The organism is Cellulomonas sp. P4_B5_2 (assembly GCF_056402235.1).
Map to the genome: position 1 here is coordinate 1 of NZ_JBFUHU010000033.1, position 16,566 is coordinate 16,566.

Here is a 16,566-nt window from a genome sequence, read left to right on the forward strand (position 1 = left end):
CCCGGGGGGGGCCCCCCGGCCTCTCGCACGTGCTCAGAACCCGGTCGAGGTGAGCTCCGGGTAGTACCGGCGGAACTTGCGGACCTGGTTGACCAGCGCCATCCACACGTAGAGGCGCCGGCGCGGCGACAGGTCCCCGCGGTACTGCAGCGGCCGGGCGACCGCCTTCGCCGCGATCAGTCGGCGCACCCGTGCCGCCAGCTCGGGATCGCGCACGTAGCGCAGCAGGAGCCGGTTCGGGACGACCGAGTAGAGGATCTCCTTGTCGACCACCACCGGAGGCACCGAGCGCCCCTCGACCGCGTCCTCGACCACGAACCGCATCGGATTGGCCCCCGCAGCGGTCACGTAGTAGTTGTTCCGGCCGATCCGCGGGTTGACCTCGAAGAACCGGAACGCTCCCGTGCGCGGATCCACCTTGACGTCGAAGTTGGCGAACCCGCGGTACCCGGTGGATGTCAGGAACGTGCGCGCCTGGTCGAGCATCGCGTCGTCGCGGGACGTGATCATGGCCGCGGGATTGCCCAGGCCGGACGGCGTGTGCTCCTCGAGCAGCACGTGCGCCGAGCACAGCAGGGTGATCTCGCCGTGGGTGTCCACGTACGCGGTGATCGAGCGCATCTGCGTGTCGTCGCCGGGCACCAGCTCCTGCACGACGAACCGGCCGCGGAAGCCCGCACCGCGCAGCGCACCCCAGAGCCACGTGAGCTCGTCGGCCGTGGCGATCTCGAAGACCTTCTTCTTGCCCTCGAACTCGACATCCTGGTAGTCCGCGCTGCTGGCCGCCTTCGCGATCAGCGGGTACTCCAGGTCGACGGGGACGGCTTCCCAGGGCTCCGAGCCGAAGTCCTGCACGATCGTCCGCGGCACCGAGATGCCGAGGTCGTCGCAGATCTCCGCGAACGTGGCCTTGTCGGAGATCCGGTCGAGCAGGTGCTCGGACAGGAACGGGACCACGTAGTACTGCTCGAGCAGCGCGCGGTGCTGGACGACCACCCGGACCAGCCAGTCCGAGTTGGCCATGAGCAGCAGCCTGCTGTCGGGCATGGCCTTCGCCACCTCGACGAGCCGGTCCACCAGCTGGCGCGGGTCGTGACCGTCGGCGACGATCTCGTGCCGGACGATGCGCGAGTGCGCGACCGGCCCGAGCGCCGCGCCGGCCACGACCACCGACGTGACGCCGTAGGCCTCGTGGAACGACCGAGCCAGGGCGTACACGCCGATGTCGGCGCCGAGGATGACGGGCTGCAGCGGCGCCCCGCTCACGCGGTCTGCTCGGTACGGTCGCCGGACCACTCGGTGTGGAACGTGCCGTCCTTGTCGGTGCGCTYGTAGGTGTGCGCGCCGAAGAAGTCGCGCTGCGCCTGGATCAGCGCCGCGGGCAGCCGCTGCGCGCGCACCCCGTCGTAGTAGGACAGCGAGGACGAGAACGCCGGCGTCGGCACCCCGTGCAGTGCGGCACCCGCCACGATGCGGCGCCAGGCGGCCACGCCGTTGCCGACCGCGCCGGTGAAGTACTCGTCCGCCAGCAGCAGCGGCAGGTTCTCGTCGCGCTCGTACGCCTCGGTGATCCGGTTGAGGAACCGGGCGCGGATGATGCAGCCGCCGCGCCAGATCCGGGCCATGGCCCCGCGGTCGATGTCCCAGCCGAACTCGGCGCTCGCTGCGGCGATCTGGTCGAACCCCTGCGAGTACGCGACGACCTTGGAGGCGTACAGGGCCAGGCGGACGTCCTCGATGAACGCGTCCCGGTCGGTGACGTCCCACGCGGTCGTGTGCGCCTGCAGGACCCCGACCGCGGCGGAGCGCTGCGGCACGGAGCCGGACAGCGCGCGGGCGAACGTGGCCTCGGCGATCCCGGTGATCGGCACCCCCAGGTCCAGACCGTTCTGCACCGTCCAGCGGCCGGTGCCCTTCTGCTCCGCCTGGTCGAGCACGATGTCGACGAACGCCGACCCCGTCTCGGCGTCCACGTGCTGCAGGACGTCCGCGGTGATCTCGATCAGGAACGACTCCAGGTCCCCGGTGTTCCACTCGGCGAAGATCTGCCCGATCTCCGCGGCCGAGGCACCCAGCCCCTGGCGCAGGAGGTCGTAGGCCTCGGCGATCAGCTGCATGTCGGCGTACTCGATGCCGTTGTGCACCATCTTCACGAAGTGCCCGGCGCCGTCCGGACCGACGTAGGTGCAGCACGGCACGCCGTCGACCTTGGCGGAGATCTTCTCCAGGATCGGGCCGAGCGACTCGTACGACTCCTTGGTGCCCCCAGGCATGATCGACGGGCCGAGCAGCGCGCCCTCCTCGCCGCCCGAGACGCCGGACCCGACGAAGTGCAGGCCCTTCTCGCGCAGCGCGGCCTCGCGGCGGATCGTGTCCGGGAAGTGCGCGTTGCCGGCGTCGACGACGATGTCGCCCTCCTCCAGGAACGGCACGAGCTCGTCGATGACCGCGTCCGTGGGGCCGCCGGCCTTGACCATCACGACGACCTTGCGCGGCCGGGCCAGCGACGCGACGAAGTCCTCGACCGACTCGGACGGCACGAACGCGCCCTCGTCGCCGTGGTCCGCCACCAGCGAGGCGGTCTTCGCGTACGAGCGGTTGTGGATCGCCACCGTGTAGCCGTTGCGCGCGAAGTTCCGGGCCAGGTTGCGGCCCATCACCGCCAACCCGGTGACGCCGATCTGCGCGGTTCCGGTGGCGGTTCCTGAGGCGACCATGCGGGGCGTGCTCCTTCGATCGACGGCCGGCACGGGCCGCGTCCGCGACGGCGGCGAGCAGGTGCGGGGCACGTGCAGGCGCAGGTCGGGTGCGGCGACGTCCGGGGGTGCTGGGTGCGCGAGCCAGCCTAGTCCGGCATGCCCGGGTCGGGATCGGCATGCCGGACACCGAGACGGCCGCCCGACGGCGGCGGCGTGCCGGACACCCGTTCGGGTCACGTCGCCCGTACGCTCCACCACGTGACACCCGCTGGTCCGGAGGACGTCCCCGTCGAGTTCGTCAGCGCGCTGCGTTCGTTGCGCCGGGTGACCGTCCGCCCCGAGGTGATCCTCGACGAGGTGCCCGGCCCGGCGCGCATCGCGCCCTTCTCCGCGGCACTCACCGCCGAGGTGCGCACCGCTCGCCGGTCCGTCGCCGCCTCCGAGCTGGCGTCGGGGCGTTTCGTGGTCCTGTACGACCCCGCCGGCCAGGAGGCGTGGGACGGGCACTTCCGCCTCGTCACGCTGGTGCGGGCGACGCTCGAGGCCGAGGTCGGCGCCGACCCGATGCTCGCCGAGGTGGCGTGGACCTGGTTCACGGACGCGCTCGAGGAGTCCGGTCTCGACGCGCACGCCGCCGGAGGCACGGTGACTCGGGTGCTGTCACAGAGCTTCGGCGCACTGGAGCGCCGGTCCGAGCAGACCGAGCTGGAGATCCGCGCCTCGTGGACCGCCGCCGACGAGGATCTCGGCCCACACCTGCAGGCCTGGGGCACCCTCCTGTGCACCGCGGCCGGCCTCGAACCCCTGCCCGACGGCGTCGTCGCCTTCGGGCCGAGGCGCTGAACACGAGCCCGGGGGGGCACGCGCAACGCAACCGGCTCAAGTCGCCAGGTCATGGTGCCGATGACTCGCCTGTGACCATCGAGCCTCTCCGACGCGACCTGGCCCCGGTGCGACGTCCGGAGCTGCGGCCCGGCGTGCCCGGTTCCCGCACGGTGCCGCCCACCTCCACCCAGCAGATGTGCGTCGTGGTCACCGAGGTGGCCGACGGCGACGCCGCACCCCTCGTGCGCAACCTCCGCCGCCGAGGAGCTCCGCGGGTCGTGGTGCTCACCCGCCGCGCCAGCCGTCCCGAGCTGGGCATCCTGCTGCAGGGCGGCCTGCGCGGGGTCGTCGCCGGTGCCACGGCGCCGAGCCTGCCGCGTTCAGCGGCCGTCACGGCGCCGCCCCCGCCGCTGCCCGACCTGACCGCCCGTGAGGTCAGCGTGCTCAAGCTCGTCGCGGACGGCCGCACCAACCGCCTCATCGGCGAGGACCTCGGCCTCTCGGCACTCACCGTGAAGAGCCACCTGGCCCGCATCTCCCGCAAGCTGGGCACGGGTGACCGCGCCGAGCTGGTCGCCATCTCCATCCGCGGCGGCGTGCTGTCCTGACCTGCGCGTGTACGGATGCCGCACCCGCGGTCGTACGCGCCGCCCGCGCGGCCTGCGCAGATGCGTCCCCGTCGTCGCTTACCGTTGACCCCATGCGACCTGAGGCGATCCCCGGCGCCCCTGCTGGGGCATCCGAGCCTCCGGAGAACCCTGACGACTCCCCCACGGTGGAACCCGGTCCCGAGATCGTCATGCTCACCGAGCCCGCCGAGGGCATCCCGCCCGTCGTCGAGACGCCCGAGGCCCTGGCGGCCGTCGTCGCCGCGTTCGGGGCCGGTACAGGGCCCGTGGCTGTGGACGCGGAACGTGCGTCGGGCTACCGCTACGGTCAGCGCACCTACCTGGTCCAGCTCCGGCGCGAAGGCGCCGGCACCGCCCTGATCGACCCGATCGCGGTGCCCGACCTATCCTCGCTCTCGGACGCCCTGGTGGGTGTCGAGTGGGTCCTGCACGCCGCCTCGCAGGACCTTCCTGGTCTCGCTGAGCAGGGCCTGCGACCGAGCCGCGTGTTCGACACCGAGCTCGGGGCCCGCCTGCTCGGACTCGACCGGGTCGGGCTGGCCGCGGTCGTGGCGGACGCCCTCGGCCTGGGCCTGGCCAAGGAGCACTCGGCGGTCGACTGGTCCACCCGGCCGCTGCCGGCCGAGTGGCTGCGCTATGCCGCGCTCGACGTCGAGGTACTCGTCGAGCTCCGCGAGGTGCTGGCCGAGCGCCTGGCCGTGGCGGGCAAGGCCGAGTGGGCTGCCCAGGAGTTCGAGGCCGTCCGCACCGCGCCCCTGCCGGCGCCCCGGGTCGAGCCGTGGCGGCGGGTCTCGGGCCTCCACGCCATCCGCGACGCCCGCAGGCTCGCCGTCGTCCGTGAGCTGTGGCTCACGCGCGACCAGAACGCCCGCACCCGCGACATCTCTCCCGGCCGGGTCCTGCCCGACCACGCGATCGTCGCGGCGGCGCAGGCGCTGCCCGGCTCTGTCGCCGCACTCACGGCGCTCCCGGCGTTCGCGGGCAAGGGCACCCGCCGACGCGCGGTCCTGTGGCAGCAGGCCATCGATCGCGGCCTCGCGACTCCCGAGGCAGACCTCCCGTCGGTGCGCGGTCCGAAGAGCGACGCGCCGCCGCCGCCCCGAGCCTGGGCCGAGAAGGACCCCCAGGCGGCCGCACGCCTGGTCGCCGCTCGTGACGTGGTCGCGAAGCTCTCGACGACCCACGAGGTGCCGGCGGAGAACCTGCTCCAGCCCGACCTGCTGCGCCGGCTGTGCTGGACGCCTCCCGCGCGTCTCGATGCTGACTCGATCGCCGGATTCCTGCAGGCGGGCGGTGCGCGGCCGTGGCAGATCGGCCTCGTCGCGGACCTGCTGGCCGAGGCGTTCGCGACCCTCCCCCAGGACTAACGTCCCTGTTACTCTTCAGTAACTTATGGCTGGCCACGCCCGGGACACCCGGGTAGCGTCGGCCGTCACGGGCCCGCTCTCGCGTGCTCGTCGGACACCGCCGTCCCGCCCTGGAGGCTCGATGCCCACCACATCTCCGCGACCCGCAGCCCTCGTCCGCCGCGTCGTGTTCGTCGACGGGGTCCGCACCCCGTTCGGCCGCGCGCGCAAGGACGGTCTGTACGCCCACACCCGCGCCGACGACCTCTCGGTCAAGACCGTCCGCGAGCTGCTCCGGCGCCACCCGCAGCTCCCGCCCGAGCGCATCGACGAGGTCGCCATCGCCGCGACCACCCAGCAGGGCGACCAGGGCCTSACGCTCGGTCGCACCGTCGGCGTGCTGGCCGGGCTCCCCCGGTCCGTCCCCGGCTACGCGATCGACCGCATGTGCGCCGGCGCGATGACCGCGGTGACCAACACCGCGGCGGCCATCGGGTTCGGTGCGCAGGACGTCGCCCTGGCCGGCGGCGTCGAGCACATGGGCCACCACCCGATGGGCTTCGACGCGGACCCGAACCCGCGGTTCCTGTCGGAGCGGCTGGTCGCCAACGACGCCCTGAACATGGGCGTCACCGCCGAGAACCTGCACGACAAGTTCCCGGCCCTGACGCGCGAGCGGGCCGACGCGTTCGGCGTCGCCAGCCAGGACAAGTACGCCGCGGCGCTCGCCGCCGGCAAGATCGACCCCGACCTGGTCCCCGTCGCGCTGCGCGACCCGGAGAACGGCTGGGGCCTGGCCACCGCCGACGAGCCGCCGCGCCCGGGCACCACGGTCGAGGCGATCCTGACGCTGCCCACGCCGTTCCGCGCGGGTGGCCGGGTCACCGCCGGGACCGCCGCACCCCTCACCGACGGCGCCGCGTCCTGCCTGCTCGCCGCCGAGGAGACCGCCGCCGAGCTGGGTCTGCCCACGCGCATGCGGATGGTGTCCTTCGCGTACGCCGGGGTCGAGCCCGAGATCATGGGTATCGGCCCGGTGCCGGCCACCGTCAAGGCCCTCGACCGTGCCGGCCTGTCCATCGAGGACATCGGCCTGTTCGAGATCAACGAGGCCTTCGCCGTGCAGGTGCTCTCGTTCCTCGACGCGTTCGGCATCGCCGACGACGACCCCCGCGTCAACCAGTACGGCGGCGCGATCGCGGTCGGCCACCCGCTGGCGTCGTCGGGCGTGCGCCTGATGACCCAGCTGGCCCGCCAGTTCGAGGAGAACCCGGACGTCCGCTACGGCCTGACCACGATGTGCGTCGGCCTGGGCCAGGGCGGCACCGTCATCTGGGAGAACCCGCACCACGCCGACTACGACGCACTCGAGGGGGCCACCAAGTGAGCACCGAGACCACCGCGCGCCCCGAGCGCGTCTCCCACGCGCTCGCCCGCGACGTCGCGCTGCCCGGCGGCGCCGGCACGCTGGCGCTCGTCACCATCGACAACGGCCTCGACCACACCAAGCCGACGACTCTCGGCCCGCTCGGCATGGCCGAGCTGACGGAGACCCTCACGGCTCAGCAGGCGCGTGCCGCGGCGGGCGAGATCGTCGCCGTCGCCGTCACCGGGAAGCCGTACTACCTGGCAGCCGGCGCTGACCTCACCCAGATCGGCTCCGTGCCCGGCCGCGAGGGCGCGCTGCAGCTCGGCCAGAACGGGCACCGCGCGTACGAGCTGCTGCACACCATGGGCGTGCCCACCTTCGCGTTCGTCAACGGTGTCGCCCTGGGCGGCGGCATGGAGCTGGCGCTCAACTGCGACTACCGCACGGTGGCGTCCGACGTCCGCGCCCTCGCGCTGCCCGAGACCGGCCTGGGCCTGGTGCCCGGCTGGGGCGGCGCGTACATCGTGCCCCGGCTGATCGGGGTGGAGAAGGCGCTCGACGTCATCCTCACCCGGCCTGCGGCCAACAAGCCGTTCGCTGCGGTCGAGGCGACGACGCTCGGTCTGATGGACGTCGTGCTGGACCCGGCGGACTTCCTCGAGGAGTCCATCCGCTGGGCCGCCCGCGTGGTGACCGGCGAGGTCGTCGTCGAGCGTCGCGAGCTCGACTCCGCCGAGGTGTGGGACAGCGTCGTCGCGGCCGCCCGCCAGCGCCTCGACGCGGTCATCAACCGCTCGCGTCCGGCCCCGTACCGGGCGCTCGACCTCGTGGCTGCCGCCCGCACGGCCACCCGCGAGGAGGCGTTCGTTGCCGAGGACGAGGCGCTCGCCGACCTGATCATGAGCGACGAGATGCGCGCGTCGGTGTACGCGTTCGGGCTCGTGTCCGGTGGCAAGAAGCCCGTCGGCGCCCCCGACCGCTCGCTCGCGCAGCCGGTCACCCGCGTCGGCATCGTCGGTGCCGGGCTCATGGCCGCGCAGATCGCGATGCTGTTCGCGCAGCGCCTCGGCGTCCCGGTCGTCATGCGGGACCTGGACCAGGAGCGGGTCGACAAGGGCCTGGCCGCCGTGAGGTCGTCCGTGGACCGCCTCACGTCGACCGGTCGGATGAGCGAGTCGGCCGCCAGCAGGCTGCTCGGCTCGATCCAGGGCACGACCGACCTCGCCGAGTTCGCGTCGTGCGACCTCGTCATCGAGGCCGTCACCGAGATCCTCGACCTGAAGAAGCGGGTGTTCGCCGAGCTGGAGACCGTCATCTCCCCGACGACCATCCTGGCGACGAACACCTCGGCGCTGTCCGTCTCCGCGATGGCGGCCGACCTGCAGCACCCCGAGCGCGTCGTCGGGCTGCACTTCTTCAACCCCGTGGCCGCGATGCCGCTGGTGGAGGTCGTGCAGGCCGAGCACACGTCGCTCGAGGCGCTCGCCACCGGGTTCGCGGTGGCGGCCAAGCTGCGCAAGACGGCCGTCCTCGTGGCGGACCGTCCCGGCTTCGTCGTCAACCGGCTGCTGGTCCTGCTGCTCGGCGTGATCGTCGACGCCGTCGAGAAGGGCACGCCGGTCGAGGTCGCGGACCGCGCGCTGCGGCCGCTCGGCCTGCCCATGCCGCCGTTCGAGCTGTTCGACCTGGTCGGACCGGCCGTCGGCCTGCACGTCCTGACCTCGCTGCGCGAGGAGCTGGGCGACCGGTTCCCCCGCTCCCCCGGCCTCGAGAAGCTCGTCGCCGAGGGCACCACGGTCGTGCTGCCGGCGAGGGCCAAGGGGCTGCCGAAGCCGGTCGACCCCGCCATCCAGGCGGTCTTCGACAGCTCGCGCGAGACGACCGGCACCCCGCTCGACGAGGCGGGCGTGCTGGACAGCGTCCTCACCGCCCTCACCGTCGAGGTCGGGCACATGCTGGAGGAGGGCGTCGTCGCCACCCCGCAGCAGATCGACCTCTGCATGATCCTGGGTGCCGGCTGGGGCTTCCACCTCGGTGGGCTCACGCCGTACCTGGACCGCACCGGCTACTCCGAGCGCGTCCTGGGCCGGCGGATCCTCCCCGACGGCGTCGCGAACGTGCCCGCCTAGTAGACGCTCAGCCCTCGGTCCCGGAACGTCGCGCGCACGCGCTCGACGAGCTCCGGGGCCGGGGGCTGCGTCTCGGCCAGCTCATAGCGCATCCCCAGCTCGTCCCACTTGTCGCGGCCCATCTGGTGGAAGGGCAGCACCTCGACGCGCTCGACGACGGAGCCGAGCTTCACGACGTGGTCGGCCACGGCCTCGACGTTCTCCGGGGCGTCGGTCAGCCCGGGGACGAGCACGAACCGCACCCAGGTGCGCTTGCCCGCGGCCCGCAGCCGCGCACCGAAGTCCAGCGTGGGCTGCAGCGCGCGCCCGGTCGCCTTGCGGTACGTGTCCGGCAGGCCGGACTTGATGTCGAGGAGCACCAGGTCGATGTCCTCGAGCATCGCGTCCGTGCACTGGCTGCCCAGGAACCCGGACGTGTCGACCGTGGTGTGCACGTCCATCGCCTTGGCACCGCGCAGCAATCTGGCCAGGAACGCCGGCTGCATCAGGGGCTCACCGCCCGAGATCGTCAGCCCGCCACCCGTCGCCTTGAACACCGGGCGGTAGCGGGCGACCCGCGCGAGGATCTCGTCGGCCGTCACGTCCGTGCCGCGACGCATCTGCATGGTGTCGGGGTTGTGGCAGTACAGGCACTGCAGCGGGCAGCCGGCCAGGAAGACGGTCAGGCGCGTGCCCGGCCCGTCCACCGCCGTGACCAGCTCCCAGGAGTGGACCGAGCCGACCGCGCCCGACCTGACCGCCGCCATCTTGGCCGCGTGGTCCAGCTCGATCGAGGAGAGCCCCGCCGTCCCGGACCGCGCCCGGGGCAGACCCAGGTGCACGGCCGGCCACGGCGCCGCATCGTGCACCTGGGTGGTCATGACCTCGTCAGACCGATCCGTGGAACGTGCGGGACAGCACGTCGAGCTGCTGCTCACGGGTGAGCCGCACGAAGTTCACGGCGTAGCCCGACACCCGGATGGTCAGCTGCGGGTACTCCTCGGGGTGCTCCATGGCATCCAGCAGGGTCTCGCGGTTGAGCACGTTGATGTTCAGGTGGAAGCCCGACGACATCATGAACGCGTCCAGCAGACCGACCAGGTTGGTGACCTGCTCGTCGCGGGTGCGCCCCAGGCCGGTCGGGATGACCGACGAGGTCAGCGAGATGCCGTCCTGCGCCTCGCCGTAGGGGATCTTCGCGACGGACAGTGCGGAGGCGAGCATGCCGTGCGCGTCCCGCCCGTTCATCGGGTTGGCACCCGGAGCGAAGGGCTGGCCGGCGTGACGCCCGTCGGGCGTGGAGCCCGTGGACTTCCCGTAGACCACGTTCGACGTGATGGTCAGGACGGACTGCGTGTGCAGCGCCTTGCGGTACGTCGGCGTCTTGCGCAGCTTGGTCATGAACAGCTCGACGAGCCACACCGCGATGTCGTCGGCACGGTCGTCGTCGTTGCCGTAGGTCGGGAAGTCGCCCTCGACCTCGTACTCGGTGATCAGGCCGTCGACGGTCCGCACCGGGTGCACGGCCGCGTACTTGATGGCCGACAGGGAGTCGGCGACCACCGAGAGCCCGGCGATGCCGCAGGCCATGGTGCGCAGGATCGCGCGGTCGTGCAGGGCCATCTCGAGACGCTCGTACGCGTACTTGTCGTGCATGAAGTGCACGCAGTTGAGCGCGTCCACGTACGTCTCGGCGAGCCAGTCGAGCATCCCGTCGAGCTTGGCCACGACGTCGTCGTAGTCGAGGACGTCACCGGTGACGGCCGGCGCCGAGGGGGCCACCTGCTTGCCCGTCATCTCGTCGCGACCGCCGTTGATGGCGTAGAGCAGCGCCTTGGCCAGGTTGATCCGCGCGCCGAAGAACTGCATCTGCTTGCCCACCCGCATGGGCGAGACGCAGCACGCGATCGCGGCGTCGTCACCCCAGGAGTCGCGGATCAGGTCGTCGGACTCGTACTGCAGCGCGGAGGTGTCGATGGAGACCTGCGTGCAGAAGCGCTTGAAGCCCTCCGGCAGGCGGTCGCTCCAGAGCACCGTCAGGTTGGGCTCGGGCGCCGGGCCCAGGTTGTAGAGCGTCTGCAGGAACCGGAAGGACGTCTTGGTGACCAGGGTGCGGCCGTCCTCGCCGATGCCGCCGATCGACTCGGTCACCCAGGTGGGGTCGCCCGAGAACAGCTCGTCGTACTCCGGGGTGCGCAGGAACCGCACGATGCGCAGCTTGATGACCAGGTCGTCGACGAGCTCCTGGACGTCCTGCTCGGTCAGCCGGCCCGCAGCGAGGTCGCGCTGCATGAAGACGTCGAGGAACGTGGACGTGCGGCCCAGCGACATGGCCGCGCCGTTCTGCTCCTTCACCGCACCGAGGTACGCGAAGTAGAGCCACTGCACGGCCTCCTTGGCCGTCGTCGCCGGACCGGAGATGTCGTAGCCGTACGTGGCGGCCATCGCCTTGAGCTCCTGCAGGGCGCGGATCTGCTCCGCGTTCTCCTCGCGGTCGCGGATGACGTCCTCCGACGAGCGCTCCTTGTCGAGGTCCGCGCGGTCCTCGCGCTTGGCCGCGATCAGGGCGTCGACGCCGTACAGGGCCACGCGGCGGTAGTCGCCGATGATCCGGCCGCGGCCGTAGGCGTCCGGCAGGCCGGTGATCAGGTGCGAGGACCGGGCCGCGCGCACCGAGGGCGGGTAGACGTCGAACACGCCGTCGTTGTGGGTCTTGCGGTACTTGGTGAAGATCTCGCCGACGATCGGGTCGGGCGCGAAGCCGTAGGTCTCGAGCGCCTTCTCGACCATCCGGTAGCCGCCGTTGGGCATGATCGCGCGCTTCAGCGGAGCGTCCGTCTGCAGGCCGACGATGAGCTCGTGGTGGCGGTCGATGTAGCCCGGCTCGTGCGAGGTGATCGTCGAGGGCGTGTGCTGGTCGATGTCGTAGACGCCGCGGGCGCGCTCCGCCGGGAACATCTCGGTCAGCTTGGCCCAGATGCCGGTCGTCCGGGCGGTCGGTCCCGCCAGGAAGGACGCGTCGTCGATGTACGGCGTGTAGTTGCGCTGGATGAAGTCACGGACGTCGATCCGGTCCACCCAGGGGCCGGTGACGAACCCTTCCCAGGCCGGCCTGACGGCGGGCTCGATCCGAGTGTTCGCGGACACGGTGCTCGTGGACATTTGCGCTCCTCCGACGTTGCTGATACCTCGACGTTACGGAGGCGGCGAGGATTCGTCCCAGGACCTAAGGCCCCGTGTGATGCGGGTCATCACGACGACAGGCCGAGCGCCGCGAGCGTATCGCGGGCGACGTCCGCAGGACGCAGGCGCAGCTCGGTCACCAGCTGCTCGCGGGTGGCGTGGTCGAGGAACTCCCGCGGGATGCCGAACGCCTGCACCGGGGTGCCGATACCGGCCTCGCGCGCACGCTGCGCGACCACCGATCCGAGGCCCCCGTCGACCACGCCGTCCTCGATCGTGACCACGTGGTCGTGGTCGCCGACCAGCTTGGTCAGCGCCGCGGCGACCGGCAGGACCCACCGGGGGTCGACGACCGTGACCCTGAGCTTGTGCGCGGCGAGCACCTCCGCCGTCTCGAGCGCGGTCTGCGCCATGGCGCCGTAGCCCACGACGAGCACGTGCGGCGCGTCGACGGGGCCGTCGTGCCGGGCCAGGATGTCGATGCCGTCCAGGTGGTCGATCGCGGGCACCGGGTCCACGAGGGCGCCCTTGGGGTACCGGACGACCGTGGGGGCGTCGTCGACGTCCACGGCGGTGCGCAGGGCGTCGCGCAGCGTCTCCTCGTCGCGCGGAGCCGCCAGCCGGAGCCCCGGGACGACCCCGAGCATCGCCAGGTCCCACATGCCGTTGTGGCTCGCGCCGTCCGACCCCGTGAGGCCGGCGCGGTCGAGCACGAACGTCACGCCGGCCTTGTGCAGGGCGACGTCCATGAGGATCTGGTCGAACGCGCGGTTGAGGAACGTGGCGTACACGGCCACCACCGGGTGCAGACCGCCGAACGCCATCCCCGCCGCGGACGTCGCCGCGTGCTGCTCGGCGATCCCGACGTCGAACACGCGCGAGGGGAACTCCGCGGCGAACGGCGCGAGCCCGACCGGCTGGAGCATCGCCGCGGTGATGGCCACGACGTCCGGCCGCCGGCGCCCGATCCGCACGAGCTCGTCGGCGAACACGCTGGTCCACTCGAACCGCGAGGGCGCCACGGGCAGCCCGGTCTCGGGGTGGATCTTGCCGACCGCGTGGAACCGGTCCGCGACGTCCTGCTCGGCCGGCACGTAGCCGCGGCCCTTCTCGGTGATGACGTGCACGATGACCGGCCCGCCGAACGCCTTGGCGTTGCGCAGCGCCCGCTCGACCACGCGCACGTCGTGCCCGTCCACCGGGCCGACGTACTTGATGCCCAGGTCCTCGAACATGCCCTGCGGCACCAGGACGTCCTTGATGCCCTTCTTCATGCCGTGCAGCGCGTCGTAGGTGGCGCGGCCGGGAGGCCCGGAGCGGCGCAGCGTGCGCTTGCCCCAGGACAGGACGTTCTCGTAGCCGCGCGTGGTGCGCAGGGTGTCGAGGTGGTGGGCGAGGCCGCCGATCGTCGGSGCGTAGGAGCGGCCGTTGTCGTTGACGACGATCACCAGCCGGCGGTCCTGGCCCGCCGCGATGTTGTTCAGCGCCTCCCAGGCCATGCCGCCGGTCAGCGCGCCGTCCCCGATCACCGCGACCACGTGCCGGTCGCCGCGGCCGGTGAGCTCGTTGGCCTTGGCGATGCCGTCCGCCCAGCTGAGCGCGGTCGAGGCGTGCGAGTTCTCGACGACGTCGTGCACGGACTCCGCGCGGCTGGGATAGCCGGACAGGCCACCCTTGCTGCGCAGCTGCGAGAAGTCGCGGCGGCCGGTGAGCAGCTTGTGCACGTACGCCTGGTGGCCGGTGTCGAACACCATGGTGTCCAGCGGCGACTCGAACACGCGGTGCATGGCGATCGTCAGCTCGACGACGCCGAGGTTGGGACCGAGGTGGCCGCCCGTGCGGGACACCCGGTCGACCAGGAAGGTGCGGATCTCGGCGGCGAGGTCGTCCGCCTGGCGCGCGGTGAGCCGGCGCACGTCGTCCGGGGAGCTGATGCGGTCGAGCTGACCCATGGTGGTGCCTCCTCCTCCGGTGTGCGGCGACGATGCCGCACGCTGCGGACGCCGAAAGCTGTGCCCACACTGTAGATGGACCGGAGCCGGACGACGCGCCGAGGCTGGTCAGGAGCCCGTGGAGGCCCCGTGAAGAGGGACGTCCGACCGACTATCATGGATCGGAAAGGGGACACCCATGCGCTTCCTGCCTGGCCACGCGGCCACCTCCGACCTCACCTACGGAGACGTCTTCCTCGTCCCGTCGCGTTCCGAGGTCACCTCCCGCTTCGACGTCGACCTCACCGCCGTCGACGGCACCGGCACCACCGTCCCGATCGTCGTCGCCAACATGACTGCCGTCGCCGGACGTCGGATGGCCGAGACCGTCGCCCGTCGCGGGGGCATCACCGTCCTCCCCCAGGACGTCCCGACGGACGTCGTGGCCGAGGTCGTGGCCTCGGTCAAGGCGCGGCACACCGTCGTGGAGACCGCCGTCGTGGTCAGCCGCCACGACACGGTGCACACGGCCCTCACCCTCATCGGCAAGCGCTCGCACGGCGCCGCGGTCGTGGTCGACGACGGCAAGCCCGTCGGGGTCGTCACCGAGGCCGACTGCCAGGGGGTCGACCGGTTCACGCAGGTGGAGGAGGTCATGACCGCCCACCCGACCACCGTGGACCTCGCGATCATCGAGCAGGGCGGGCTGCGCGGGCTGGAGGCGGCCTTCGAGAAACTGCACGGCTCGCGTCGCAAGTTCTCCCCCGTCGTGCGCGACGGGGAGCTCGTCGGTGTGCTCACCCGGATCGGCGCGCTGCGCTCGTCCATCTACCAGCCCGCCGTGGACGCCCAGGGGCACCTGCGCGTGGCGGCGGCCGTGGGCATCAACGGTGACGTCAAGCAGAAGGCTCTCGAGCTGCTCGATGCCGGGGTCGACGTCCTCGTGGTCGACACCGCGCACGGCCACCAGCGCAAGATGCTCGACGCGCTGGGCGCGGTCCGCTCCCTCGACCCTCACGTGCCGGTGGTCGCGGGGAACGTGGTCACCGCCGAGGGAACGCGCGACCTGATCGCCGCCGGCGCGGACATCGTCAAGGTAGGCGTCGGTCCGGGAGCCATGTGCACCACGCGCATGATGACCGCCGTCGGGCGCCCGCAGTTCTCCGCGGTGCTCGAGTGCGCCGCCGAGGCTCGGCGCCTCGGCAAGCACGTGTGGGCCGACGGCGGCGTGCGGCACCCCCGCGACGTCGCGCTCGCGCTGGCCGCCGGCGCCTCGCAGGTCATGGTCGGGTCCTGGTTCGCCGGCACGCACGAGTCGCCGGGCGACCTGCACGAGGACGGCAACGGCCGGCTGTACAAGGAGAGCTTCGGGATGGCGTCGGCACGTGCCGTCGCGGCCCGCACCAAGGGTGGCTCCGCGTTCGACCGGGCCCGCAAGGCGCTGTACGAGGAGGGCATCTCCTCCTCGCGCATGTTCCTGGACCCCCGCCGCCCGGGCGTCGAGGACCTCATCGACACGATCACCGCCGGCGTGCGCTCGGCCGCGACCTACGTCGGCGCCACGACGATCGACGAGCTGCACGAGCGCGCCGTCGTCGGGATCCAGTCGGCTGCGGGCTACGAGGAGGGGCGCCCGCTGCCCGACGGGTGGTGACCGACATGCGTCCCGTCCTGGTGATCACGCACGCCCCGCACGAGGGCCCCGGGCTGATCGCCCGCGGGCTCGACGCACCGCTGCGCGTGCGCACCGTCCTCGACCTCGAGGACGCGCGGCTGCCTGCTCTCGACGAGGTCTCCGGGGTGGTCGTCATGGGTGGTCCGATGGACGCCGACGACGTGCGTGGCCACCCGGGCCTGGCCGCCGAGCGGGCGCTCCTCGTGGCGGCCGTCGAGGCCGACGTGCCCGTGCTCGGCGTGTGCCTGGGCATGCAGCTGCTCGCGCTGGCGCTCGGCTCGCACCTGCACCTGCGGGCGGCCACCGAGATCGGGTTCGCGCCCGTCGACATCGACGTCGATGACCCCGTGCTCGGCGCGCTCGGCACCCGTCCGACCGTGCTGCACTGGCACTCGGACACCGTCGACCTGCCGCCGGGCGCCACGCTCCTGGCCTCGACCGAGGCGACGCCCGTGCAGGCGTTCCGGGCGGGCAGCGCGCTCGGCCTGCAGTTCCACCCCGAGCTCGACGCCGGGATGCTCGACCTCTGGCTCTCCACGCCGGACATGGTCGGCGAGCTCTCGGACGACGACATCGACGAGATCCGCTCGGCCGGCGCTCGGCACCTGCCYGGGCTCGTCCCGGCCGCGGAGAAGATGTTCGCCGGCTTCGGGGAGCTCGTCCGGGCCCGCGGATGACGCACCCGACGCCGGACGTCAGCGGGGCGCGCGCCGAGCTCGTCGACCTGTGCGCACGAGGGGTCGACTGGCGGGCCGACCCGGCCCGCGTGCTCGAGGACGTCTCGACGGCGCGGCCCGCTGC

General features: G+C 72.3%; 12 protein-coding genes. 7 read left to right on the forward strand and 5 right to left on the reverse strand.

Annotation, left to right across the window (positions count from 1 at the left end; all coding sequences use genetic code 11):
* Positions 1 to 33: 33 nt before the first annotated feature.
* Positions 34 to 1,266, reverse strand: a complete 1,233-nt coding sequence (locus tag AC1DUQ_RS03920; protein WP_477061822.1) for a carboxylate--amine ligase — start codon at positions 1,264 to 1,266, stop codon at positions 34 to 36.
* Positions 1,263 to 2,717 carry an NADP-dependent phosphogluconate dehydrogenase gene (gene gndA, locus AC1DUQ_RS03925; RefSeq protein WP_477073418.1) on the reverse strand — a complete coding sequence of 485 codons (1,455 nt, stop codon included), beginning with the start codon at positions 2,715 to 2,717 and terminating at the stop codon, positions 1,263 to 1,265. The genes AC1DUQ_RS03920 and gndA overlap by 4 nt, the downstream gene beginning before the upstream one ends.
* A gap of 240 nt (positions 2,718 to 2,957) precedes the next feature.
* On the opposite strand from gndA, the gene AC1DUQ_RS03930 reads away from it, so the two are divergent.
* From AC1DUQ_RS03930 to AC1DUQ_RS03950, 5 genes are all read left to right on the forward strand, one after another.
* Positions 2,958 to 3,542: a DUF3000 domain-containing protein gene (locus tag AC1DUQ_RS03930; RefSeq protein WP_056092118.1), complete on the forward strand. Its 585-nt coding sequence runs from the start codon at positions 2,958 to 2,960 to the stop codon at positions 3,540 to 3,542.
* 71 nt (positions 3,543 to 3,613) lie between these two features.
* Entirely contained in the window at positions 3,614 to 4,132 is a 519-nt protein-coding gene (locus tag AC1DUQ_RS03935) for a helix-turn-helix transcriptional regulator (protein ID WP_477061820.1), read from the forward strand.
* Between the two features lie 92 nt (positions 4,133 to 4,224).
* Entirely contained in the window at positions 4,225 to 5,520 is a 1,296-nt protein-coding gene (locus AC1DUQ_RS03940) for an HRDC domain-containing protein (protein ID WP_477061819.1), read from the forward strand.
* 121 nt (positions 5,521 to 5,641) lie between these two features.
* On the forward strand, positions 5,642 to 6,886 hold the full coding sequence (locus AC1DUQ_RS03945) for a thiolase family protein (RefSeq protein WP_477061818.1): 1,245 nt from the start codon (positions 5,642 to 5,644) through the stop codon (positions 6,884 to 6,886).
* Entirely contained in the window at positions 6,883 to 8,997 is a 2,115-nt protein-coding gene (locus AC1DUQ_RS03950) for a 3-hydroxyacyl-CoA dehydrogenase NAD-binding domain-containing protein (protein WP_477061817.1), read from the forward strand. Before AC1DUQ_RS03945 ends, AC1DUQ_RS03950 begins: the two co-directional genes overlap by 4 nt.
* Here AC1DUQ_RS03950 and pflA read toward each other — a convergent pair.
* The 3 genes from pflA to dxs form a co-directional block, all read right to left on the reverse strand.
* Positions 8,994 to 9,857 carry a pyruvate formate-lyase-activating protein gene (pflA, locus tag AC1DUQ_RS03955; protein WP_477061816.1) on the reverse strand — a complete coding sequence of 288 codons (864 nt, stop codon included), beginning with the start codon at positions 9,855 to 9,857 and terminating at the stop codon, positions 8,994 to 8,996. The genes AC1DUQ_RS03950 and pflA overlap by 4 nt on opposite strands.
* Before the next feature lie 7 nt (positions 9,858 to 9,864).
* On the reverse strand, positions 9,865 to 12,138 hold the full coding sequence (gene pflB / locus AC1DUQ_RS03960) for a formate C-acetyltransferase (RefSeq protein WP_477061815.1): 2,274 nt from the start codon (positions 12,136 to 12,138) through the stop codon (positions 9,865 to 9,867).
* Between the two features lie 89 nt (positions 12,139 to 12,227).
* Positions 12,228 to 14,111: a 1-deoxy-D-xylulose-5-phosphate synthase gene (gene dxs, locus AC1DUQ_RS03965; protein WP_477061814.1), complete on the reverse strand. Its 1,884-nt coding sequence runs from the start codon at positions 14,109 to 14,111 to the stop codon at positions 12,228 to 12,230.
* Positions 14,112 to 14,289: 178 nt separating this feature from the next.
* On the opposite strand from dxs, the gene AC1DUQ_RS03970 reads away from it, so the two are divergent.
* Both AC1DUQ_RS03970 and AC1DUQ_RS03975 read left to right on the forward strand, forming a co-directional pair.
* Complete coding sequence (locus tag AC1DUQ_RS03970) at positions 14,290 to 15,744, forward strand: GuaB1 family IMP dehydrogenase-related protein (protein ID WP_477061813.1); 1,455 nt, start codon at positions 14,290 to 14,292, stop codon at positions 15,742 to 15,744.
* A gap of 5 nt (positions 15,745 to 15,749) precedes the next feature.
* Entirely contained in the window at positions 15,750 to 16,442 is a 693-nt protein-coding gene (locus AC1DUQ_RS03975) for a type 1 glutamine amidotransferase (protein WP_477061812.1), read from the forward strand.
* The last annotated feature ends 124 nt before the right edge of the window (positions 16,443 to 16,566 follow it).

Bases quoted from the DNA above. Each gene is read 5' to 3' on its own strand.
- AC1DUQ_RS03940 (WP_477061819.1), top strand. From the start codon at position 4,225: ATGCGACCTGAGGCGATCCCCGGCGCCCCTGCTGGGGCATCCGAGCCT.
- pflA (WP_477061816.1), bottom strand. From the start codon at position 9,857: ATGACCACCCAGGTGCACGATGCGGCGCCGTGGCCGGCCGTGCACCTG.
- pflB (WP_477061815.1), bottom strand. From the start codon at position 12,138: ATGTCCACGAGCACCGTGTCCGCGAACACTCGGATCGAGCCCGCCGTC.
- AC1DUQ_RS03970 (WP_477061813.1), top strand. From the start codon at position 14,290: ATGCGCTTCCTGCCTGGCCACGCGGCCACCTCCGACCTCACCTACGGA.